Genomic DNA, 20,636 nt, shown 5'->3' with positions numbered 1-20,636 from the left:
GTTGCCGACGCCCGGCGTCGCCCGGTCCAGCGCGTGGAAAGACGCCCGGCCAACCGGTACTAGCCGATCATTTCTCCACCTATCACCGTGCGGTCTCGGTCAGCGGGCGGAACTCGCGGCGCAGGTCCCGCTCCACCGTGACCGAGCCGTCGCCGGCGACGCGGATCAGCGCGAGCGGGGCGTAGTGCCGCTCGACCCCGTCGGGCGGGCGGGGGAGCGGCGCGCCGGCCGCGTCGCGCGGGCCGAGCACGTCGGACAATGCGATGCGTGACGGGATCTGCCAATAATCGCCCTGGCGGTAGATCTGGCGTCCTCTGCCGAGCCGGTCGCCTTTCTCCAGACGGTCGGCGCGGCCGAGCTCCTCGCGGGCCTTGGTCGGCAGCCGGTCCCCGGTCTCCTCGATCGCGTCCTTGCGGACCATCTCCATCTCGGCGCGAGGGGGAAGATTGTCGCCGTCCTGCAGGCCGCCGTCGCCGAACATCACCTGTATGCCCTCCTCGAGGGTCAGCCAGCGGCCTTCGACGAGCTGCAGGGCATTGTCGTCGGCGAGCTTCGGCCGGTCCTGGGTGGGGCCGCGCAGCGCGCCATGGTCCCAGCGGCGCAGCAGCACCGGCCGCCGCGGATCGTCGGTGTCGACCTCCGGCGTCGCCTCGAGCGTCACCGTCGCGCTGTCGGGATCGTAGTCCATCACCCGCAGCAGCCGGGCGCTCGTCTCCTGCAGCGCCTCGGCCGGCCCGGCAACCTCGACGATGTCGCCCGGCGCGATCGCGAAGCGGGCGTCGCGCCAGCCGGCGGCGAGCTGGACCTTGGGGCCGGCGATCTTGTCGACCGGGAAGGTCACCGCGCCATTGTCGCGCGACCAGACGAAGGTGGCGCCGCCTTCCTTGGCGGAGGCCGGGCCGCCGCGGCGGATCTCGACGCGATAGAGCTGGTCGCTGTCGCCGCGGAAGCGTGCCCGCGGCGAAACCTCGCAGGGCGGACCGCCGGCCGCCGGCGGCTCGGCGGCCTTGGCCTTGAGCGTGCCGCGCATCCCCGGCGCGATCTGCTCGAGCGCGGTCGCCCAGGGATCGTCGGCGCCGTCGGGCGACGGCTCGAACGTGTCGAGCGACCGCGCCTTCACCTGCCAGACGAGCTGGGCGCGCGAGGCGGTATCGGGCCCGTCGAGCGCGACCTCGCGCATCGCATCGGAGGCGTGCGGATCGCGCGCCCGGTCGAACTCGGCGGCGGAGACGTGGCGCTCCCAGACCTCGAGATAGACGAGATAAGCCTGGCCTTCCTCGATCTCGGGCGGCGCGGGGTACCAGGGCTGCGCCCGCAAATCCTTGCCGCCGGAATAGCCGACGACGGCCCGGTTCCACGCTGGCCAGCCGTCGACATAATAGCGGCCCGGGCGGATCCGGAAGCCGCGATAGAGGCCGGCGTCCGCCTCGATCTGGAAGCTGCCGGGCAAGCCGCCGTGCGGCCCGATCAGATCGGCCGCGAGCGTTCGGACGAGCTGGAGGTTGATCGCCTGCTGCTCGTTGGCATCGGCATCGAGCTGCATCCGGCCCTGTTGCGCGTTGACGCGCGTGAACCCGTGCTCGGCGTTGAAGCTGACGCGCGAGAAATCGCCCTTCATGTCAGTCCCTTTCAGTCGGCAAGGAGGATGGCGGCGGTGAGGCCGGCCGGCATGTTGTCGTCGACGGCGGTGCGCAGGCTGGCCAGGCGCCGGCCGCTGCGCAAATGGTGGAAGACGCCCATCTCCGCGCCGTCCTCGGCGCCGGCGGAGATTTCGGGCGGGCAATCGGCGGCCAGCCGGCAATATTCCGGCCGGCCGTAGCGCAGGCTGTCGAAGCGCGGGCGGACCGCGGACCGGGTCCAGGCGAGCCGCGCCTCGATCTCCTCGGGGGGGAGCGGGTCGGCGACGGCTTCGGCCTTGGCCTCCGCTTCGGCCTTGTCGGGCTGGCAATGGAAGCGGCGCGGCGTTCGCGACGCCGGCGCGACATGGCAGAAGCGCATCCAGCCGAGCTGGCGCCGCGCCACGGTGATCCGGCCGAGGAAGATGCTGTCGTCGGCGGTGAGGCTGTGGGTCATCACCCGGCCGATCACCGTCGAGCGCACGAAGCAGGATTCGGCGAAGGCGATCCGCGCGCCGGCCGCACCCAGCGCCTCGCATTCGGGCGCGTCGCAATCGACACCGGTCGCGTCGACGATGCTGTCGGCCACGCAGATCCGGATCGGATCGGTGGCGACCTCGTCATTGTTGACCTGGATCGATCCGACGATGCTGTGCGCGATGGTGATGCAAACGCGGCTGTCGATCACCATGATGCTCGGCTCGGAAGGCCTCTTGGGGTCGCAGTCCGGGCCGAGCGACCAGCCGGGCACCAGGGTGCAGTGGCGGATGGTCACCGAGGTCACCGCGCCCTCGATCTGCAGGCCCCGCCCGGCGATCAGCAGCCCGTCGAGGATCAGACGCGCCCCCTCCGCGCCCGCGACCTGCATCGAATCGGTGGATTCGGCCTGCCAGTCGGCGAGGCGGATCACCGGCCGCGCGCCCTGGGCGGCGCGGATCTGCAGCGTCCGCCCCTCGCCGATCATCAGCCGGATCGGCAGCTGGTAGACGTCGCTGTCGGTGATCTCGATCACCTCGCTCTCCGGCTGGTCGGCCGCGGCGGCGAAATCGCCTTCGTCGTCGAGCGTCGGTCCCCAGGGCTCGAGCGCCTTGCGCAGCTCGGCGGCCCCGGTCACGCGCTTGACGTCCGGCGGCGGCGGGAAGCGGGCGACGGCCTGGTCGGCGGCGGCGTTGATCCGCGCCTGATCGCTCGTGCCCGGGTGGAGCCGGTCGGTGGCGGTGCCGCGCGCCACGGGCCGGCGGGTCTCCGCATCGACGAAGCTCACTTCCAGCCTGTCGTCGACCAGCGCCAGATCGACCGCGAAGTCGCCGGGCTCGCCGGGGCGGAAGCGGCGCTGCAGCGCCCGGTCGACGGCGGCGCGCAGGCGCGTGAGCAGGCCCGACGTCTCGCCGTCGGGCGCTTCGGATGCGACCCAGCTGTAGCTCTTGAACCGGGTGCCGCCGACCTGCTCGGAGAGCGGCCGGTAATATTCGCCGCCGCCGATGTCGGCGCTGAAGCCGTAGAAATAGCTGACGGTGACGCGCTTGCGGGGGAATTGGCGCGGCGGGAAGACGATGCGGCCGCGGAGCGGGTCGACCGCGACATGGTCGCGCGGGGGCAGATAGCTCCAGTCTTCGAGATCGGCGACGATCACTCTCTCGGCCGGGATCGGCGCGGTGCCCGGGCTCTTGGCGGTCGGCCAGCCGGGCGCCCAGATCGCGACCGAGCGCACCATCTCGCGGCCGTCGACCATGCGCGTTCCCCACAGCTCCGGCGCGGCGGTTGCGAAGCCGGCCGGGGCGCGCTCCGGTGCGGCGAAGATCTCGCGGTCGATCCGCACCGGCAGGGCGGCCGCGCCGGTCCCGCCGCCGTCGGGATTGACGAACAGAGGCGCGTCGTTGCCGAGCAGGCTGAAGCCGAAGACATGCGGGCCGACGTCCTCGAGGCTGGCGGCCGGCGCACGGGTGACCGGATAGGCGCGCAGGCGCCAGACCGAGAGCTCGACATCGGCCGAGCGCCGCTGGCCGGCGACGCCGCCGAGCGCGAGGCTGTGGGCGCGCAGATCGAAGCTGCCGCTGTCGGCCAGCAGCGACGGCGGCGCGCGCAGGTCGACCGTGCGGCCGCGAAGATGGCGCGGCAGGCGCAGCGACTGGCTCTGTGCCGCCACCGCGCCGAACTCGATCGCCCGCGCCGGCGAGCCGGCGATCTCGCTCGCCAGCCGCTCGAGCAGCGGCAGCGTGCCCTTGCGCCGGCGGTTGGCGATCGCATTGGCGACGGTGCGCCGCGACGGCGGATCGCCGCCGGGCGCGACGGTGACGCCGACCAGCTCGCCGATATAGGGGACCACCCAGTCGGCGCAGGTCTCGATGAACCAGTCGTCGTAGCGCTGGCCGATGTCGTCCTCGATCAGCGCCAGCTGCTCGGCGATGACCTCGAGCAGCGCGCGCAGGCCGCCGTTGGTCTCCGCATCGCGGCGGCGGTGAATGGTCGGCAGCAGCGCCCATAGCCGATCGAGGCGGGCATCGCGTTCGGCGGTGAGGCTCGGCATCGCGTCCTCCTATCGGATCTGGTTGAGCACGAGCGTGGCCGGGATCTCGGCGCTGAGCAGCAGCAGCTCGGCGGGGAGGATCGCCTGCGGGAAGGCGCCCTGGTCCGGCCGCGCCGCATAGGCCGGCAGCCAGCGCCGAACGCCCTGCTCGGCAGCCTTGGCGACGAGCTGCGCGATCTCGTCCGGGGTCCGCGGCTGGCGTCCTCCAAGGCCGTCGCCGCGCATCGTGGCGACGCTGCCGAACACGTCGAGATCGACCCAGGCGACGCCCGGCACCGCGTGCATCGCCGCGACCAGGCCGCTCGGCGCCGCGCCCTGGGCGAGCTCGCGGGATTCGAAGCCGTAAGCGTCGAGCAACCTGGCCCGGATCGCCTGCGCGACCGGCTCCCACAGCCGGTCGGGGTCGATGCGGACCTTGGCCGAGACGATCATCAGCTTCAGCTCGCGCGGTGCGACGACGACCGGCAGGTCGGGATCGCCGAGCCGGCGGAAGGCGGCGCGAAGGTTCTCCAGCAGCGCGCCGGCCTCGTCGAGCGGCGCGTCGTCCTCGGCCGCCACGGTGACATGGACGATGCGGCGGCTGCCGGAGCTCATCGCCTGCGCCGTCGCGCGGGCGATGCCGCCGAAGTTGCGGGCGAAATCCTCATGGTCGCGGATCGAGACCAGGCGGTCGAGCGCCATCGTCGAGACCGGTGCGTTCCGGCGGATGCGCTCCATGGGCTCGGCATCGGCGCCGCCGGTCGCCGCGACCGGGTTGATCACCGCCTTGACGCCGAGCGGGCGGACGACCAGCTGGTCGATGCGGCCGGCGCCGAGATTGCCGGGCCGCCCGATCCCGGCGCGATAGACGGCGCGGATGTTCTGGGTGCCGGTCGGCGGGCGGGCGCCGTCGCGGCCGTCCGGGAAGATCACCGTCGCCTTGCCCCCGGCATCGTTCCTCACCGTGTAGACGCGCTCGGTCGGTCCGGTGGCGATCAGGTTCGCCTCGGGGCGCCAGCGGATGTCGTCGACATAGACCTCGAGGCTGGTCGCGAGCCCGGTCGCGGTTGGCGCCGGCGTGTAGGTCAGCGGCGCCCGCTTCAGGGCGAAGCGCTGGCGGGCCGCGGCGGCATCGCCGTTGCCGAGAGTCTCGGCGACGGTCTCGCCATGGGTCGCCTCGACGACATTGGCCTGGAGGCTGACGGTGCCGCGCGCGTAGCAATAGGACAAGGGATTGGCGAAGCGCAGGAAGGTGTGGACGGCATCGCCCGGCGCCGCCTCGCGATCGCCCGGCGTGATCGGGCCGCCGTCGGGGCCGCGGACGCCATGGACCACCTCGGCGATCATCCCGATCTCGCTCGCGGTCACGCCGGCAACGCCGTCGATGTCGCTGCGCTCGCCGCTCACCGCGACATAGCGGCCGGCCTCGAGCCCCGAATAGGTGCCGTCGAGCTCAATCCAGGGCAGTGGCTTGCCCGGCTCCGGCTCGACGCAGAAATCCTGCTCCAGCGGCCGCGTCGCCAGCGGCAGCTCCTCGGGCCGGGCGTAGACGGTCGTCCTGCGGATCAGCTGGAAGTCGCGGTCGATGATCGCCTGGTTGCCGATCCGGTTCTGCCAGTCGTCATTGACCTGCAGCCATTCGCTCTTGCCGCCCAGCGTGATCGCGGTGCTGTCGCCGGCGCCGCCATAATCGGCGCGGGCGAGCTTCGGATCGACTTCGCGGACGCGGGCGAGAAGCAGGCCCTGCTTTCGGGCGACGACCCAATCGTCATTGTCCGGCGCCGCCGGCACCGCCCGCATGTCGACCATCACCCAGCTGCCGGGGACGATCCCGTCATAGACCGCGTCGAGGGTCACGACGTCCGGCTGCTCGCGCACGATCAGGTATCGGATATTGTCGAAATTGCCGCCTTCGCTGGCGATCGGCCATTCGCCGATCTCGACCACCTGCGTCCCCCCGCCGCCGGTGTCCGAGCGCTCGACCCGGGTGCGCTTGGGGAAGGTGCGGCCGAAGACCCCGGCGCGGACGCGCATGGCGAAGACCCTGAGCTCGCCTTCGAGCACGCGGGTGCCGGTCAGCGCCGCGCCGATCTGGGCGCCGATCCGCGGCACCGCGACCGCCAGCGCCCGGTAGGCCGCCTCCGAGCCCTTGGCGAAGCTGGTCGAGGTGGCGAGCGCGAGCTGCTCCGGGCTGCGCGGCGGCACCGATTCGGCGAGCGCGAGCTTGTCGATCCACGAGGCGCGCGCCGGCGCGTCGTCGCCGGTGGTCGCGGCCAGGGCGGCGCCGGCGTCGATCGTGCCGGCCTCGCCGATGGTCGGCGAGGTCTGCGCCTCGACCCTGTCGAGCCACTCGCGCAGCTTGACCTGCGGCAGGCTGCCGATCCGGGCACGCGCCGCGGCGATATCCTCGTCGAGGGCGCGCTGCGCGGCCTCGCGCTCGGCCGGCGAGGCCGCCTCGAGGCGATCGAGGCCCGCGACGATGCCGCTTGCGATCTCGCCGCCGGGCGCCTCTTCGCGGAGCTGGGCGAGCCCCGCCGCGGTGCCGGCCGTTGCGACCGGCCCAGCCTCCTCGGGGAGCGCCGCGCCGTCCCAGCGCTGCACGGCGACATAGGTGCGCGCCGCGGCCGTGTCGGCCTCGACCGCCGTCACGCGCATCGGGACGGGCTCGCCGCCGCCATATCGGAAGAGAAGGGCGTCGCCCGGCTTGAGGCCGGTGTCGGTGCCGGCGAGATAGACGTCGCGGGTGACGCCGTCCTCGTCCCTGTTCTGGCCGCGCTCGGGCTCGCCGGTGCGCACCCCGAGCAGGTTCCAGCGCGCGCGCGCCGCGAGGTCGCGCGAGGTCTCGAAGACCTGCGGCAGCTCGTCCTGGGCTGGGAGGGACTTGGCGCCGGTCCCGGCGGCGATGGTGACCGGAGTCTCGGGATCGCTGTCGAGCGTGAAGGCGAGATAGGTGCTCGCCGACACCCCGGGCGAGGGCTCGTAGCCGATCAGCCGCGCCAGCTCGCGCAGCGAACGCTCCCGCGTCGCGGTGCGGAGATAGCCTTCGTTGGCGATCCGCTCCTGGTAGAAGGTCAGGACGTCGCTGGTCACCGCCCAGGCATCGAGCAGGGCGATCGAGGCATCGGCCTCGTCGCGGGTGCGCAGGGCGGCGAGGGGGCGCGTGCCGTCCTCGAGCGCGTGGGTGCCGAGCCGCGCCTGCATCGTCTCGCGGAAATCGGCGTGCGTTCCGATCCGCGCGGCGAGCCGGGCGAGGCCGGGCCGGTTGGCGATCGCGCGCGGCGTGATGCTTTCCACGCCCTCGCAGCAGCCGCAGGCGCCGGCGGCAGAGGCGCATGCCCGGCAGGAGCAGGTCTCGCTCATTGCCCGATCTCCATGGTGAGCGACAGCCGCCCGTTCTCCGGGGCGTCGCGATCCTGATCGAGCCGCGCGAGCTCCAGTGGTCCGAGGGGCAGGATCCCGGCTTCGAGCTCTCCGTCCGGTCCCTCGAACAGCCGCTCGAGCCTGGTCACCTCGACATGGGCGACACCCGGGACAGCGTGGGCGGCGGCGACGATCCGGCTGACGGTCACGCCCTCGCCGAAGCTGAGCGAATCCGGATGGAAGAAGGCGGGCCGGCTCCGGCGGTCGAGACGAGGGCCGAGCGCCTCGCGCAGCTCGGTCAGCACCTGCTCGCCGATATGGCCGGGGGCGACGCAGATGCGCAGCGCGAGGTCGATCGGCACCTTGCGCGCCGGGACGACGCGCAAATCGTGCCCGATCCGGCGATAGAGTTCGAGATGTGCGGCGATGCAGTCGAGCAGCGACTGCGGCGGGTCGGAGGTGCCGAACGAGTCGATCGCCACCTGCACCTCCCGGCGCACGCCGGTGGCGCGCAGCGTCGCCGCCGCGCGCTGCACCAGCGTCGGTAAGTCGCGCATCGCGATCGCCGCATAATCCTCGGCCGCGACGGCGCGCTCGAGCCGGGTGCGGAAGAGCTGCGGCGCGCGCAGCTTGCCGTCGGCGATCGGCTCGCGCGCGGTTCCGCCCTGCGCCGGCAGCGGGTTGGTGACGGTGAGGGTGACGCCGTCGGGAAAGGCGTTGCGGAAGACGATGTGCCTGAGCGCGTCCGCGCCGACATTGCCGATCGGGCCGTTGCCGATCCGGTAATAAGCGAAGAAGCGCTCGCCGGCGGCCGGTGCGAGGCCCGAGACGCCGTCGCCGAAGCGCAGTGTCGCGATGCGGTCCTCCGCCATCTCCACGACGAAATGCGTGCTCCGCGGGCCGGAATCGAGCAGGTCGGGCCGCGGCCGCCACAGGCTGGCGGACCGGGCCGCGGCGCGCGCGCCGGAATGACGCACCGCGCGCAGCTCTGCCTGGAGGCCGGGCGCCTCCTCGTCGGCGGGGGGCACGCTGGCGAGGCGGATCGCCGGGAGTGCGGCGACCGGGTCGGGCCGCGCCGCGGTCGAGGCCGCGGCGCCTCCGCAGCTCCCGCAGAGCTGCTCGTCGCTCGCGGCCGGCGCAACGAAGGTCAGGTCCGGCCATTCGAGTTTCGGGCGATAGGGCCTGGCGACGTAGCGCGTCTCGGACGGCGTGCAGCGGTCGTCGCAATCGGCCTCCACCCGTGTCACCGCGACCGGCGGCAGGGCCTGCTCGACGCTGCGGCCATGGCCGACCGCCACGACGTTGCCGAAGGCGATGCTGATCCCGCTCAGCCACTCGCAATTGGGCGCCTCGCCGCGGGCGGAGAGACAGAAGGGGAAGGGCAAGGCATCTTCGGGACACCATTGCACGTGGACGATCCGCTGGCCGGTGAGCGGATCGGTGCCCTGCTCGACGGCGGTGAGGCGCACGGCGTGGCGGCGGGTCGGATCGGCGTCGCCCGCCTGGCCGGTCCGCGGCCCGATCACCTCCACGAAGAGCAGGACGTCGCCCGGCGCGAGGCCGAGGCCCGCGGTCTCGTCGTTCTCGTCGCGCTCGCGCTGCTCGGCGGCGGCCGGCGCCTGCGTCGCCTGCGCGGCACGGCCTGCGCGGCCGGCCTTCGGCGGCTCGGGCCGGGCGGGCTGGTCGGGGCGCGGCGTCTCCGGATCCTGCCGTTCCGGGCGATCGTCCGGCGGTGCGCCCGGCGCCTCGGTCGGATCGACGAGGGTGGCCGAGGTCGCACCCTTGACCAGGCAGCATTCGCTGCCGTCCCAATCGTAGAAGGCGATGCGGTTGCGGGCGCGGCGGAACGTGAGGGCCGGCTGGTCGGCGAGCGGCTCGAAGACCAGATAGTCGCTCCAGCCGATCTCGGCGATGTCCTCGGCGCGGACCATCGGGTCGTGCTCGCCCGGAAGCGCGGTGGTGAGCATCACATCGTCCGGCGCGATCTCGATCGTCTCGGCGCCGTTCAGCTCGAACGCGGCCCAGGTTCGGGCGGAGGCGCCCTGATGCAGGCGGTAATCGACCAGCCGGCAATGGCGTCGCACCGACTGGCGCAGCCGCGCGCTGTCGAGGAAGCCCTCTGTGGCGACCGCGTCCTGGTAATAGCTCAGGTCGTCGGCGGCGTAGGCGAGCAGCTCGACCAGGGTGATGCCGAGGTCGGGCAGGTGGCGCTCCTTCCAGTCCGGCATGGTGAGCGCGAGCCGGTCGAGGATCAGCCGGCGGAAGCCCTGATAGTCCCGCGCCAGATAGTCGATCGTCACCGGCGGCACCGCCGCTGGCGGGCAGGGCGGGCAATCGGCGGGGTCCTGGTCCTGGGCGCAGCCCGCCTTGAAGCTGAACTCGGCCGAGGCGTAGCGCACGTCGAAATCTCCGGGCGCCCCGGGGAGGGCGCGTCCCCGCTCGTCGCGCGCGACGATCGCCAGCCGGTAGGTCGAGAAGTCTCCGGGCCGATCGACGGTGACGAACATGCGGTCGTCGAGCCCCTCGTCCTCGGCGCGCTCGACCGCCACCGCGAGCACCTTGATGTCGCGCTCGCGCCGCCCGCCTTCGATGCGGATGTTCTCCGGTCCGATCCATTCCGGCGCGCGGCCGAGGAAGGTCACGATCAGCGTGGTCTGCGCGCAATCAACCTCGATCGAGTCGATGCCGTTGAGATCGGCCCCGCGGATCGCGGCGCGCCGCGCGTCGTCGCTGGCGCAATGAAGCGGAGCGCTGCTCATTCGGTGCCTCCCACGACGAAGGTCTGGACCGGGCGCTCGCCGGTCGTCCGGATCAGGTAATGGATCTCCACTTCCATCGCCGCGTCGCGCGCCGTCACCTCGAGCTTCTGCACGTCGATCACGTCGCCCAAGTAGCGCTGCAGCGCCGCGCGGGTGGTGAATTCGAGCGCAGTCGCCGCTTCCGGGCTGGCGAAGGCGAAGACCTGATGCATCACGCCGGCGCCGAAATCGGGCCGGTTCACGCGCTCGCCGGGGCGGGTGAAGAGCAATTGCTCGATCATGTCGCGGACATGGTCGGCCTCGTCGGTCGTCGCGGTGCGGCCACGAGGATCGATCGCGAAGGGATAGTCGATCTCGATCCGCTCGTTCATTGCGCCATGACCCTTGCCTGGGGGACGGTGATCACCAGCGGCGTGCCGGTGGGTGCGCAGACCGAGCTGCTCGACTGGACGATCAGCGGCTGCCCGTTGGACAGCACGCGCGTCGTTCCGGTGAGCCACTGGCCGGTAACGCAGGGGCCGTTGCCGGCGGTCGGCGGCGGGAAGCTGCAGCCGGCCACCGTCATCGTCGTCGCCAGCGTCATGCTCGGCACGCCGCCCAGCGTGACGCGGCTGTTGACCGCCGTCGGAGTCGCCTTGCCGCCATGGCTGCACAGGACGCTGGCGGTCGCTTCAACGAGCATGCCGGGCATGTCGGACCTCCCTCATGTCACCACCAGCGCGCCGTTGTTGACCGTGACGCTCGGCCCCACCAGCGTGATCGAGGCGCCCTTGCCGTTGGTTATGTAGATGCCGCTGTCGTTGACCACGATCATCGCCTTGCTGGCGCTGCGCAGGATGATTCCGCCGGTCGCCGGGGTCGGCGGCGCGTCGCCGATGATCACGCAATGCTGGCTGAGCGTCTGCAGGACGATGTTGGGCGCGACCGGCAGGCCAAGGCTCGCATCGGGCGGCAGGTCCGATGCGCTGCTCCAGCGGCAGCCGCTCCAGATTGGGTAGTTGAGGTCGCCCTGCTCGAACTCGGCCCAGACCGCGGCGCCGACCGGGGGCACGATATGGATGCCCATCGGCGGCCCGGTCGGACCCGACAGCGGCGCGCAATTCTCCGCCCAGGACGAGGGCGTCGGGCCGAGCACGTCGGGCACCATCATCTGGATCCGGCCGCGCCGCTCGGGATCGACGTTGAGCGACACCGTCGCGCGATATTTGCCGAAATAGCGCCCCTCGGTCATGGCAGCACCGCCGGTCCGGCCGCGATCAGCCCGTCGCGCGACAAAGTGAAGCTCTGCCTGTAGCGGCCGGGCGAGATCGTGTGGGAGACGGTGTTGACGTAATAGAGGCCGTCATAGGCGAGCCCGGCGCCGCGCACGCCGACCAGCATCCGGGCGCGCAATATGCCGCCATAGGCGGCGACGTCGAGCGAGCCCTGGCCGGTGATCGCGTCGCGCGCCGACATCATGATCTCGAGCGCCCGCTTGGCGGCCCGGTCCGGGGTCAGCCGCGTCGCGGCGCCCTCGAACAGGATCTGCGCGGGCGGCGTCGGGCGCAGGCCGAGCGGCGGATGGGTGAGGCTGAGGTTGGGGACCGGCACCGGGATCGGGATCTTGCCGGTCGCCGGATCGTAGGTGAGCAGGATGGTCTGCTTCTTGGCGAGGCCGTCGAGGCTGAAGCTCAGGCTCTCGACGTTGGTGAAGGCATCCATGTTCACGTTCAGCGCCGGCTGCGGCACCGGGATGCGGATGTCGGGTCCGAAATAGGCGATGCTGGTGAGCGGCACCGGCCCGGGCTCGACGAAGAAGACATAGGAATTCGCCTGGGCGAGCTGATCGAGATAGGCGCGGTCGGTGGCGTCCTGGGTGTCGAAGCGGCTGGTCGGGCTGTCGACGCTTGGCATCATCGGCGGGATCACCATCGGGACGATGCCGAAGGCGGCATATTTGGCGAGGATCGTCGCCACCCGCCCGGCCTCGGGCACGGCGGGCCAGGGCATGCGCACCTGCACCACGTCCATCAGCACGCTGAGGTCCTCGCCGGTCAGGGTCAGCGTCGACTCGCCGGGCGTGTTGCTCGGCGCGATCTCCTGCCGGGTCACGACGCCGTCCATCAGCACCTGGGGAATGCCGCGGTAGACCATGGTGATCACCACCCGGGTGATCATCGGATCGAAGAAGCCGAGCGGCAGCATCGCCAGGTTGAGCGGCGAGGTCTTGCCGGTGTGGAAGCTGATCTGGAAGCCGCTGCGCGTCCCGCCAGAATTGACCGAGACCGATTTCACCGCCTCGGTCAGCGGCAAGGGCGCCGGCAGCGGCGCCGCCAGCGGGCCGATCATCAGCAGGAGGTAGCCGGCGTCAAGCAAGGGGCGGCCCTCCCAGTCCCTCGGGAAGGGTGATCGCCAGCCGCGTGCCGACCGTCTCGGTGAGCGCGTTCGGGCGCATCGCCGTGTTGGCGTCGGCCAGCCGCCAGGCGAGCTCGGCGTCGCCCAGCCGCTGCGCGGCGATGTTGTCGAGCCGGTCGCCTTCGGTGACGACATGCTCGCCGACCCGGACGAAGCGGGTCGGATCGGGCACGATCCGCGGCGCCAGGTACGAGACCTCGCTTCCGTCCTCGGCGGTGTATCTGAGCACCTCCGCGCCCTGGTACCGGCTGTTCGCCGGGAAGCTGTCGGTCGTCACGCTCATAGCTTCAGCCCCGCTCCGACGTTCTGGATGCTCGCGAAGATGTTGGTCACCGCCAGCACTTCCTTGGTGACCTGGTGGACCATGAAGAGCGCGTTGCCCGCCGAGCCGAGCGACAGGTCGTTGTAGCTGAGCACGTTCAGCGTCAGCTCGACCTTGGCGCGGATCGGGTTGAGCAGCGTGTCATAGGCTTCCTCGGTGATCGTGATCCCGCCCACCCGCACGGGCAGCACGCGCGTCGGGCCCCAGACGAACAGGGTCATCGGCGCGTCGGTGGGCAGGATCTCGATGATGCCCGCGGCGCCCAGCGCGGCATTGGCGATCACCAGCGCGGTCTTCGGATAGACCAGCATCTCCAGCGCCGCGAGCGTCGGCGTGATGCCGGTGGCGATCGCGAGCGGGTTGTTCTGGTCGAGCTGGTCTGCCGCGTCGATCTCGACCGAGACGGTGATCGTCTCCTTCGGCGGTCCCGCCAGCCGGAAGGCCTCGCCCTTGTCGCCGCCGCCGCCGCCGCCGCGCGGCTCGAGCCGCCGCGTCATCGTGTCCGGATTGTACTGGAACACGACGATGCTCGCGAGCGGGTTGAACAGGTCGACCCCGATCAGCGCGCCCTTGATCAGCCGCGGCGAGGAGGAAAGGCCGGTCATCCGACGCTCATCCCGGCCGCCGGGCGACGAAGAAGCCGATCACCACCGCCAGCACGAGCGCGCCGAGCGCGTAATACCAGATGCTCGAATTGCCGCTGCGCGAGAGCTGCACGACGAGCAGCACCGCGAGGAGCAGCGTCGCGACGATCCACAGGTACAGCGGCTTCATGACCGGCTCCTTGCTCTCGGCTCATCGCGGGTTCGCGCCCGCACTGCGGAAGTTGGGATCCTGCGCGCAGCCGGTGATGATCCCGAGCACGAAGCCGACCGAGAAGCCGACCACGCCGGCGATGCAGGTCGCCGCCGCCAGCGCCGCCGTGCCCGCCGCGCCGGGCCCGGTCGGGCTCCCCGCGATCGCGCCGATCAGGCCGCAGGTCGTGCCGACGATGGCCAGTACCCAGGCGGCGACGCCGGCGCTCGACAGATTCTCGTTGACGCATTGCAGCGTCGTCTTCTGCTCGCCCTCGCGGGCGATGGTCGGCCCGCTGTTCTGTTGCTGGATGGCGTGGCTCAGCTCGTGCGCCAGCAGGCGATCGCCCTCGTGGGTGCCCGGGGCGAACTGGCCGCTGTCGAAGAAGATGTCGCTGCCATAGGTGAAAGCGGTGGCGCCGAGGCTCTCGCTGAGCGCCGCGGCGTTGGCATCGGTGTGGACGCGCACCCCGGAGAGATCGGCGCCGAGCGCGCCTTCCATCTCACTGCGTATCTCCTCCGGCAGCGCCATGCCGCCCTCGGCGAGCCCGCCGAACACGCCGCGGCGATAGGTCGCGCCGGCGGAGCGCGCCTTCGGCTCGGGCGACCGCTCGCGCGTCCCGCTCGAGCCGCCGTGGGGGTAGAGCGCCTCGACGATCCGCTCGGCTTCCTGCTCGGCGGCGTCGGCAGGATGGCTGACGTCGAGGGGGCCGCGCGATGGCGGGTGGAGCGGCAGCGTGCCGGGCGCCCGGCCCTCCGCCTCGCCGCCCGCATCCTTGGCGCGACCGAGGATGCGGGCGAGATCTCGGGCGACGTTGCCGCCCGGCGCCTCGCCGCTGCGCGCCTCGCGCCCCGCGCCCATGCCGAGCGCAAAGGCGCCGCCGACGGCGCCCCCGCCATGGACCGGCACGCCGGCCAGATCGGCGACCCCCGCGCCGCCGTGCGTCTCGGCGTGGCCAAGCTCCTCCATCCCCTGCGCCTCGGCGGCTTTCGCCGCGGCGCAAGCGGGGCAGGTGCCGCAGCCGCAGCCCTTTTTCTTCTTCTCGCCGGACAGCGCCGCCATCGGGCGACCGGCCATGCGCGGAGCATGGTGTTTCATCGGTTCGGGCTCCTTCCTCGCGCGTCGGCCGCCGCCGCGCGCACCATCGGATCGGGATCGGCAATCACCATCTCGATACAGTCTTCGGCCCTGCGGCCGCCGATCCGGCCGAGCGCGGCGACCGCGTTGGCGCGCACATTGGCGCTGGCGCTGCGCAGCGCCGCGCAGAGCGGCTCGACCGCTTCGCGGTCGCCGACCGCGGCCAGGGCCGCCGCCGCCTCCATCGCCACCAGCGGTGCGTCGGAGAGCGCTTCGATCAATTCCCGGCGGGCATCCGTTTCGCCGAGCAGACCCAGCGCCAGTGCGGCGGCGCTCCGTGTCACCGGATCGGGATGCTCGCGCAGCAAGGACGCCAGCCGCCCACCTGTATCGGGCAGCGAACGGCCCGCGGCGAGCCACTCCGCCTCGTCGGTGAAGCAATCGCCGGCGGGGCCCGGCCGGTCCTGGCCGGGACGGGCGAACAGCCAGTCGAGCAGAGGGTCGCCGGAACCGGTCACGATGCCCTCCTCATGGCGTGGTGAACGAGCTTGCGGTCCAGTCGGGCGTACCGCTGGTCATCACCAGGACCTGCTTGGCGGTGACCTGCTTCGATGCTTCGGCGCAGCCGCTGTCGGACGAGGCGGGCATGCTGTTGACGACCAGGCGGAACTCGAGCGTGCGGGTAACGGTGCGCCCTGCACGTTTGCCGAGCGACGGCGGGTCGTTGATGGTGACTCCCTGGCTGCTCGAGCAGGTCGTTCCGCGGTTGTGCCACGGAGCGAATGTCGGCGACGTCGGGAAGTTCGCGAACATGTCCGTCCATGTGTTTGGCGGATGTCCCGGGATCGCGGGGACGTCGGTCTTCTCCCACCACTCCAGCACGCATTCGCCGGCGGGGCCGCTCGACGGGCGGTCCATCGCGATCTGCAGGTCGAAGCTGTGGCCCATGTGCGTGGCGTTATCGATGCGGGTGATGTTGGCGATCGACAGGCCGGTGATGCAGCACGGGCAACTGGACGGCACCAGTCCTCCGCCGCTCTGGCGCGCGACCTGCTGGTCGCTGCGTTCGTGGGGCGCGGCCGGGACAGCGCGCGCGACCGCATGAGCCACGGCGTCGGCTTCGCGCTCGGTCGCGTGATCCGGCGCAGCGATCCTCAGCTCGCCCCGCGGCGGGGCCGCGCCGCCGGACTGCTGGACGACATGCGCCAGTTCGTGCGCGAGCACATTGTGTCGGGCGAGTCCGTCGCGATGGCGGCCGCCCAGCACGACGTGACGACCCACGGTGAAGGCATCGGCATCGACGGCGCGGGCCGCCTCGGCTGCGCGCATGTCGGAATGGACGCGGACGCGGCTGAAATCGTGCCCGAGGCGCGGCTCGAAGAAGCTTCGCTCCCGCGCCGTCAGCGGCGCGCCCGCTCCCTCGATGACGTCGTGAACGATGCCCGGCGCGACGTCCTTGCTCGGCCCGCCACAAGGGGAAACGGAGAATTCCTGCTCGTCGAGCTGTTCGGGGTCGCGATCCTCGCCGGCGCATTCGGGGCATTCCGCCTGCGTGCTTTCGTTACCGCAGGCGGTGCACCGGCGGTTGACTACGACCGGGGCGGGCGTGAGTGCGGGAGCCCTCTCGACGGAAAGCCGCGTCATGGCATCTCTCCTTGTCGCTGGTGCAGGCAGGCGTGGAGCGTGCCCGCGATCTCCGCGCCCATCGCCTCAACGTCGCCGCCGCGCGGGACAAATCGGGCAGCCGCCTGCACCCGCCAGGCCTCCGACGGCGCCCAGCCGGCGTCTTCCTCGGCCAGCAGCCGCGCCAGCTCGGCCTCCAGCGCGGCGCGCAGGCGCGGGCCGTCGGCCGCGGCGGCGCCGAGCCCGGCATCGACCACCAGCCGATCGATGTGCAGGCGCAGGGTCATCTTCTGTCTCCCGCGACGGCGCGGATGCGCCGGAAGTCCGCCTCGTTGACCGGGCGGTCGAGCTTGCGCAGCTCGATGCGGCACGCGTCGAGCAGCAGGTCCATCGTCACCGGCGTGCCGGCCGCCGCCGCCATGAAGGCGGCGTTGATCGCGATGCCGTGGATGTTGCCGCCGGTCAGGTCGAGCTGCGCCAGCCGCTCGAAATCGACGCCGCGCAGCGGCACGCCCGGCGGGAAGGCATGCTGCCAGATGCGCCGCCGTTCGCCCGGGCCGGGGTAGGGGAAATTGACGATGAAGCGCAGCCGCCGGACGAAGGCCGGATCGAGCGCGCTCTTCATGTTGGTGGCGAGGATCGCCAGGCCGGCAAAGGCCTCCATGCGCTGCAGCAGATAGTCGATCTCGATATTGGCGTAGCGATCGTGGCTGTCCTTGACGTCGCTGCGCTTGCCGAACAGCGCGTCGGCCTCGTCGAAGAACAGGATCGCCCCGCCGGTCTCCGCGCCGTCGAACACGTCGCGCAGGTTCTTCTCGGTCTCGCCGATATATTTGCTGACCACCGCCGAGAGATCGATGCGGTAGAGATCGAGGCTCAGCCGGTCGGCGAGCATCTCCGCCGCCATGGTCTTGCCGGTGCCGCTGTCGCCGGCGAACAGCGCGCTGACGCCGAGACCGCGGTTCATCCGCTCGCGGAAGCCCCAGTCGTCATACACTTTGGCGCGCTCGCGCACCTGCGCCGCGATGTGGTCGAGCAAGGCCATCTCGCCCTCGGGCAGGACGATGTCGCGGCAGCTCGGCTTCACCTCGATGCGCTGGGCAAGCTGCGCCAGCGACGGCCGGCCGCGCGTCACGCTGCTGCGCCACAGCCGTTCCTCGGGCGGCACGTCCTCGGCGCCGGCGTCGGCTTCCCGCACCACGGCGGCGATGTCCGCGAAGTCGAGGTCGAAATGGCTGGAGAGCCGCGCCGCGGTCGCCGCGCTGTCGGGCCGCTCGCCGAGCTGGTTCTCCCATTCGGCACGCTGCTCGAGGGCGGTCGGCCGGGCGACGTCGACGCGGGAATCGATCTCCAGCCCCGAAAGGCCGTCGCGCAGATCGACGAACAAAAGGCCGCCGGCGCGGCGCACCAGCCGCCGCACATTCTGCTCGGCGGTGGCCGGAAGGTCGTGCCCGTCGAGATGCAGCGCGAACGGCAGCAGCAGCGATTCCCGCAGCCACAGCCGCAGGAAGCTGTCGAGCTCGGCGCCGGTCGGGATCGCCTCGGCCGGCAGCCGGTAGCAGGGCAGGCCGAGCGCCGCCGCGGCGGCCGCGGCGAGGCGCCGCTTGCTGACCCGGTCGGGGCCGACCAGCGCGATCCGCGCCGGCGCCGTCGCCCGCGCCAGCCGCTCGATTTCGGCGATCCGCACCCGATGCGACGGCGCCAGCGCCTCGGGGATCACCGCCGGCATCGGCTCGAGCAGCGCCGCGATCCGGCCGTCGAGATGGTTGAGGCCCTTGGCGAAATTCGCGATCCGCTCGTCGATGCGCAGCGCGGCGGTGGTGAGCGGCGTCGCCCCCGGCTGGTTGATGTCGATCAGCCGCCAGTAGCGCAACGGCCGCTCCGGCGAGAGCGCGTCCCAGGCGGCATGGTCGAACAGCGTCATCGCCAGCGCGAAGCTCGGGCTCGCCCGGCCCGGGCTGCCCTGCACCGCGGCGTAGGACGCGGGGATCCCCGGATCGAGCTCGGCGGCGAGGCACAGCAGCAGGATGTCGCGCTCGAAGTCGGAGAGCTCGAACCGTCCGGCGAGCATCAGCAGGGCGGGCGGCGGATCGCCCGCGCTGGCTTCGGCGAGCCGTTCGGCGGCAGCGGCGACCGCGGCCGGATCGGTGCCGTCCGGCCCGGGAAGCAGCAGCACCGGCGCCGCGGCGTCGGCTGCCGCGGGTCTGCGGAACAGGTTGAACCCCGGCCAGCTGCCCGCCGCGTCGTCGTCGCGCCCGGTCTCGGCCAAAGCGGTGCCGGTCGGCGCCTGCGGCGTCCCGGCATCCGGGCCGATCGCCGCGCGCAGCAGCGCCCGCAAATGCGCCAGCGCCGCCGCGAGATAGGCGTTGTTGCGGTCGAGCCAGAGGTCGATCTCTTCGCTCATGCGACGGTGATCCTCTGGCTGTCGTCGAAGGTGAGCCGGCCGGTGACGGAATCGATGACGAACGGCTGGCTGTCGGCGCCGTCGACCCGGACGATCGCGAGGTCGCCGTCGGCGACGCTGTCGCTGTCGACGCGGAACGCGAGCGTGGGCCCCGCCGCCACACGATCCTCGGCGGGGATCTCCTGCCCCGAAAGCAGCAGGATCGCGATCTGCTCCGGCAGGACATGCGGCCGGCAGGTGAAATTGAGCGTCACCATGCCGCTGCCCGACGCCAGCGGCTGCGGCGCGATCGCGGTGACCCGCACCGCGAGCGGCATCGGCCAGGCCGGCGAGCGGATTTCCCGGCCGGCGCGCGTCACCACCGCCGTCACGCCGTAGATGCCGGGTGCCCACAGCGCCTGATCGGGAGCGCCATCGGGCAGCGTCGCCCGAAGCTCGCCAGAGCCGCTCGCCACCGGCACCAGATCCTCGCCGATGTCCCGCCTCAGGTTGCGGAATTCGAGGCGCACCGAATCGCCGCCGAAGCCGGAGCCCGAGAATCGCAGCTTCGCGCCCGGATGCGCGGCGCGCAGGCTCGGGAAGCGCGGCGGCCCGTCGTCGGTCGCGGCGAGGCCGATCCACAGGCCTTCGATCGTCGGCCCGACCGCCGCCAGCGTCTCCGGGCCGCGATCGTCGGGGCCGCGGTTGAGCACCGGCAGCACCGGCCCGGCGCTCTCCAGCGCGTCGATCAGCACCACCGAGGCCTCGTAGCGCAGCGACAGCGCATAGGGCGTCTGCACCATCACCGACCACAATCTCGACATCTCGTCGAGCGAGTCCGCGCTCGGGGTGAAGGTGACGCGCTCGAAGGAGTCGGCGAGATCGGACTCGCCGAGGATCGCGCTGTTGCTCGCGATCGCATCGGCGATCACCTGGTCGGTGAGACGGGGGCGGGCGTGGAGGTCGCGCGCCACCGCGGCCGCCATGCGATCGGGCTCGAGATCGCTGTCGGTACCGTAGAAGCTGATCAGATAATGGAGGCTGAGCGCCGCGCGGGGGCGGTTGACCAAAGCGCCGTCGGCGCCGCGCATCGCGAGGTCGGCGTTGCGCAGGCCGGCGTGCGGCATCAGGTGATAGAGGAAGACGTTGACCTGGCGTGTCGCCGTATCGGTCGCCGGCGGACGGCCGAAGCGGAGCTGAACCCCGGAAACGGCGCTGGCGGCGGCCGCCTGGGCGATCTGGCCGAGCGCCGCGGTGACGGTGGCGATGGCGAGATGGTTGCTCATCGTGCCCGCCCGTTCCGCCGGGAGAGATAGGCGTCGAGGCTGAGCGGCGCGTTTTCGCTGCGCGCCTCGCGCGGCGCCGGCCGCGGCGGCGCGGCGGCGGCGCGGATCTCGACCCGGCCGATGCTGATCTGCACGTCGGGCAGCGGCGGCCGGTCCGCAACGGGCTCGGGAAGTATCACCTGCGGCGCTGCGAGGACCGGTGGGTTGGCGGCCGGCGGGGCTGCGGCTGGCGCAGCCGGGCGCGTCGCGGCAGCCGCCGCGGGCGCCACCGGCACAACCAAAGGCGGGGCTTGCGGCACCGCCGCCGGCGACGTCGGGCGCGGCGCAGCGTCGCGGACGATCGGCGGGACCGCAGCCGGGGGGACGGGCCGGGCTGCATCGGCGCGCAGATCCTGTTCGGACCGCCGCGTCGCCGCCTCGACCGGTGGCGATCGAGGGAGCGACAGGGCGGGCGCCGGCGCGTCACCGATCCGGTCTGCCGGCCGTCCCCGACGGCGTGGCGGGTCCGTGTCGGC

17 protein-coding genes and 1 pseudogene are annotated in these 20,636 nt (G+C 72.2%); all 18 read right to left on the bottom strand.

The window, feature by feature from the left end:
• Positions 1-82: 82 nt before the first annotated feature.
• Positions 83-1,618, bottom strand: coding sequence for a DUF6519 domain-containing protein (locus E2493_RS17615; protein ID WP_135089539.1), 1,536 nt, complete (start codon positions 1,616-1,618; stop codon positions 83-85).
• Between the two features lie 11 nt (positions 1,619-1,629).
• Positions 1,630-4,143 carry a DUF4136 domain-containing protein gene (locus E2493_RS17610; protein WP_135089536.1) on the bottom strand — a complete coding sequence of 838 codons (2,514 nt, stop codon included), beginning with the start codon at positions 4,141-4,143 and terminating at the stop codon, positions 1,630-1,632.
• A gap of 9 nt (positions 4,144-4,152) precedes the next feature.
• Complete coding sequence (locus E2493_RS17605) at positions 4,153-7,482, bottom strand: putative baseplate assembly protein (protein WP_135089533.1); 3,330 nt, start codon at positions 7,480-7,482, stop codon at positions 4,153-4,155.
• Complete coding sequence (locus E2493_RS17600; protein WP_135089531.1) at positions 7,479-10,241, bottom strand: putative baseplate assembly protein; 2,763 nt, start codon at positions 10,239-10,241, stop codon at positions 7,479-7,481. The genes E2493_RS17605 and E2493_RS17600 overlap by 4 nt, the downstream gene beginning before the upstream one ends.
• Complete coding sequence (locus E2493_RS17595) at positions 10,238-10,612, bottom strand: GPW/gp25 family protein (protein WP_225421565.1); 375 nt, start codon at positions 10,610-10,612, stop codon at positions 10,238-10,240. The genes E2493_RS17600 and E2493_RS17595 overlap by 4 nt, the downstream gene beginning before the upstream one ends.
• Positions 10,609-10,932, bottom strand: coding sequence for a hypothetical protein (locus E2493_RS17590; protein ID WP_135089529.1), 324 nt, complete (start codon positions 10,930-10,932; stop codon positions 10,609-10,611). Before E2493_RS17590 ends, E2493_RS17595 begins: the two co-directional genes overlap by 4 nt.
• A gap of 12 nt (positions 10,933-10,944) precedes the next feature.
• Positions 10,945-11,472, bottom strand: coding sequence for a phage baseplate assembly protein V (locus E2493_RS17585; protein ID WP_135089526.1), 528 nt, complete (start codon positions 11,470-11,472; stop codon positions 10,945-10,947).
• Positions 11,469-12,596, bottom strand: coding sequence for a phage late control D family protein (locus E2493_RS17580; RefSeq protein ID WP_135089523.1), 1,128 nt, complete (start codon positions 12,594-12,596; stop codon positions 11,469-11,471). The genes E2493_RS17585 and E2493_RS17580 overlap by 4 nt, the downstream gene beginning before the upstream one ends.
• Entirely contained in the window at positions 12,589-12,918 is a 330-nt protein-coding gene (locus E2493_RS17575; RefSeq protein WP_135089520.1) for a LysM domain-containing protein, read from the bottom strand. Before E2493_RS17575 ends, E2493_RS17580 begins: the two co-directional genes overlap by 8 nt.
• Complete coding sequence (locus E2493_RS17570) at positions 12,915-13,562, bottom strand: hypothetical protein (RefSeq protein WP_135089518.1); 648 nt, start codon at positions 13,560-13,562, stop codon at positions 12,915-12,917. Before E2493_RS17570 ends, E2493_RS17575 begins: the two co-directional genes overlap by 4 nt.
• A gap of 7 nt (positions 13,563-13,569) precedes the next feature.
• A complete protein-coding gene (locus tag E2493_RS21375; RefSeq protein WP_167737611.1) occupies positions 13,570-13,731 on the bottom strand; it encodes a hypothetical protein in 162 nt (53 codons plus the stop codon).
• Between the two features lie 21 nt (positions 13,732-13,752).
• Complete coding sequence (locus tag E2493_RS17565) at positions 13,753-14,850, bottom strand: eCIS core domain-containing protein (protein WP_135089515.1); 1,098 nt, start codon at positions 14,848-14,850, stop codon at positions 13,753-13,755.
• Complete coding sequence (locus E2493_RS17560; RefSeq protein ID WP_167737610.1) at positions 14,847-15,347, bottom strand: HEAT repeat domain-containing protein; 501 nt, start codon at positions 15,345-15,347, stop codon at positions 14,847-14,849. The genes E2493_RS17565 and E2493_RS17560 overlap by 4 nt, the downstream gene beginning before the upstream one ends.
• 10 nt (positions 15,348-15,357) lie before the next feature.
• Positions 15,358-16,473, bottom strand: a complete 1,116-nt coding sequence (locus E2493_RS17555; protein ID WP_135089510.1) for an eCIS core domain-containing protein — start codon at positions 16,471-16,473, stop codon at positions 15,358-15,360.
• On the bottom strand, positions 16,470-16,739 hold the full coding sequence (locus E2493_RS17550) for a hypothetical protein (RefSeq protein ID WP_135089508.1): 270 nt from the start codon (positions 16,737-16,739) through the stop codon (positions 16,470-16,472). Before E2493_RS17550 ends, E2493_RS17555 begins: the two co-directional genes overlap by 4 nt.
• A complete protein-coding gene (locus E2493_RS17545) occupies positions 16,736-18,856 on the bottom strand; it encodes an ATP-binding protein (protein ID WP_135089506.1) in 2,121 nt (706 codons plus the stop codon). Before E2493_RS17545 ends, E2493_RS17550 begins: the two co-directional genes overlap by 4 nt.
• Complete coding sequence (locus tag E2493_RS17540; protein ID WP_135089504.1) at positions 18,853-20,121, bottom strand: DUF4255 domain-containing protein; 1,269 nt, start codon at positions 20,119-20,121, stop codon at positions 18,853-18,855. The genes E2493_RS17545 and E2493_RS17540 overlap by 4 nt, the downstream gene beginning before the upstream one ends.
• Positions 20,118-20,636, bottom strand: a pseudogene (locus E2493_RS21950) (hypothetical protein); the annotation flags it as partial. The pseudogene E2493_RS21950 and the gene E2493_RS17540, both read right to left, overlap by 4 nt.

Origin of the sequence: Sphingomonas parva (ex Maeng et al. 2020), from assembly GCF_004564275.1 — a bacterium.
GTDB classification, from domain to species: domain Bacteria; phylum Pseudomonadota; class Alphaproteobacteria; order Sphingomonadales; family Sphingomonadaceae; genus Allosphingosinicella; species Allosphingosinicella parva.
The sequence above is the reverse complement of the archived record's forward strand: the minus strand, read 5'-3'. Positions and strand labels throughout refer to the sequence as shown.

What these genes read in the sequence shown, in the direction of transcription:
- E2493_RS17615 (WP_135089539.1), bottom strand. Translation starts at nt 1,618, where the DNA reads ATGAAGGGCGATTTCTCGCGCGTCAGCTTCAACGCCGAGCACGGGTTC.
- E2493_RS17610 (WP_135089536.1), bottom strand. Translation starts at nt 4,143, where the DNA reads ATGCCGAGCCTCACCGCCGAACGCGATGCCCGCCTCGATCGGCTATGG.
- E2493_RS17605 (WP_135089533.1), bottom strand. Translation starts at nt 7,482, where the DNA reads ATGAGCGAGACCTGCTCCTGCCGGGCATGCGCCTCTGCCGCCGGCGCC.
- E2493_RS17600 (WP_135089531.1), bottom strand. Translation starts at nt 10,241, where the DNA reads ATGAGCAGCGCTCCGCTTCATTGCGCCAGCGACGACGCGCGGCGCGCC.
- E2493_RS17595 (WP_225421565.1), bottom strand. Translation starts at nt 10,612, where the DNA reads ATGAACGAGCGGATCGAGATCGACTATCCCTTCGCGATCGATCCTCGT.
- E2493_RS17590 (WP_135089529.1), bottom strand. Translation starts at nt 10,932, where the DNA reads ATGCCCGGCATGCTCGTTGAAGCGACCGCCAGCGTCCTGTGCAGCCAT.
- E2493_RS17585 (WP_135089526.1), bottom strand. Translation starts at nt 11,472, where the DNA reads ATGACCGAGGGGCGCTATTTCGGCAAATATCGCGCGACGGTGTCGCTC.
- E2493_RS17575 (WP_135089520.1), bottom strand. Translation starts at nt 12,918, where the DNA reads ATGAGCGTGACGACCGACAGCTTCCCGGCGAACAGCCGGTACCAGGGC.
- E2493_RS17570 (WP_135089518.1), bottom strand. Translation starts at nt 13,562, where the DNA reads ATGACCGGCCTTTCCTCCTCGCCGCGGCTGATCAAGGGCGCGCTGATC.
- E2493_RS21375 (WP_167737611.1), bottom strand. Translation starts at nt 13,731, where the DNA reads ATGAAGCCGCTGTACCTGTGGATCGTCGCGACGCTGCTCCTCGCGGTG.
- E2493_RS17565 (WP_135089515.1), bottom strand. Translation starts at nt 14,850, where the DNA reads ATGAAACACCATGCTCCGCGCATGGCCGGTCGCCCGATGGCGGCGCTG.
- E2493_RS17555 (WP_135089510.1), bottom strand. Translation starts at nt 16,473, where the DNA reads ATGACGCGGCTTTCCGTCGAGAGGGCTCCCGCACTCACGCCCGCCCCG.
- E2493_RS17550 (WP_135089508.1), bottom strand. Translation starts at nt 16,739, where the DNA reads ATGACCCTGCGCCTGCACATCGATCGGCTGGTGGTCGATGCCGGGCTC.
- E2493_RS17545 (WP_135089506.1), bottom strand. Translation starts at nt 18,856, where the DNA reads ATGAGCGAAGAGATCGACCTCTGGCTCGACCGCAACAACGCCTATCTC.
- E2493_RS17540 (WP_135089504.1), bottom strand. Translation starts at nt 20,121, where the DNA reads ATGAGCAACCATCTCGCCATCGCCACCGTCACCGCGGCGCTCGGCCAG.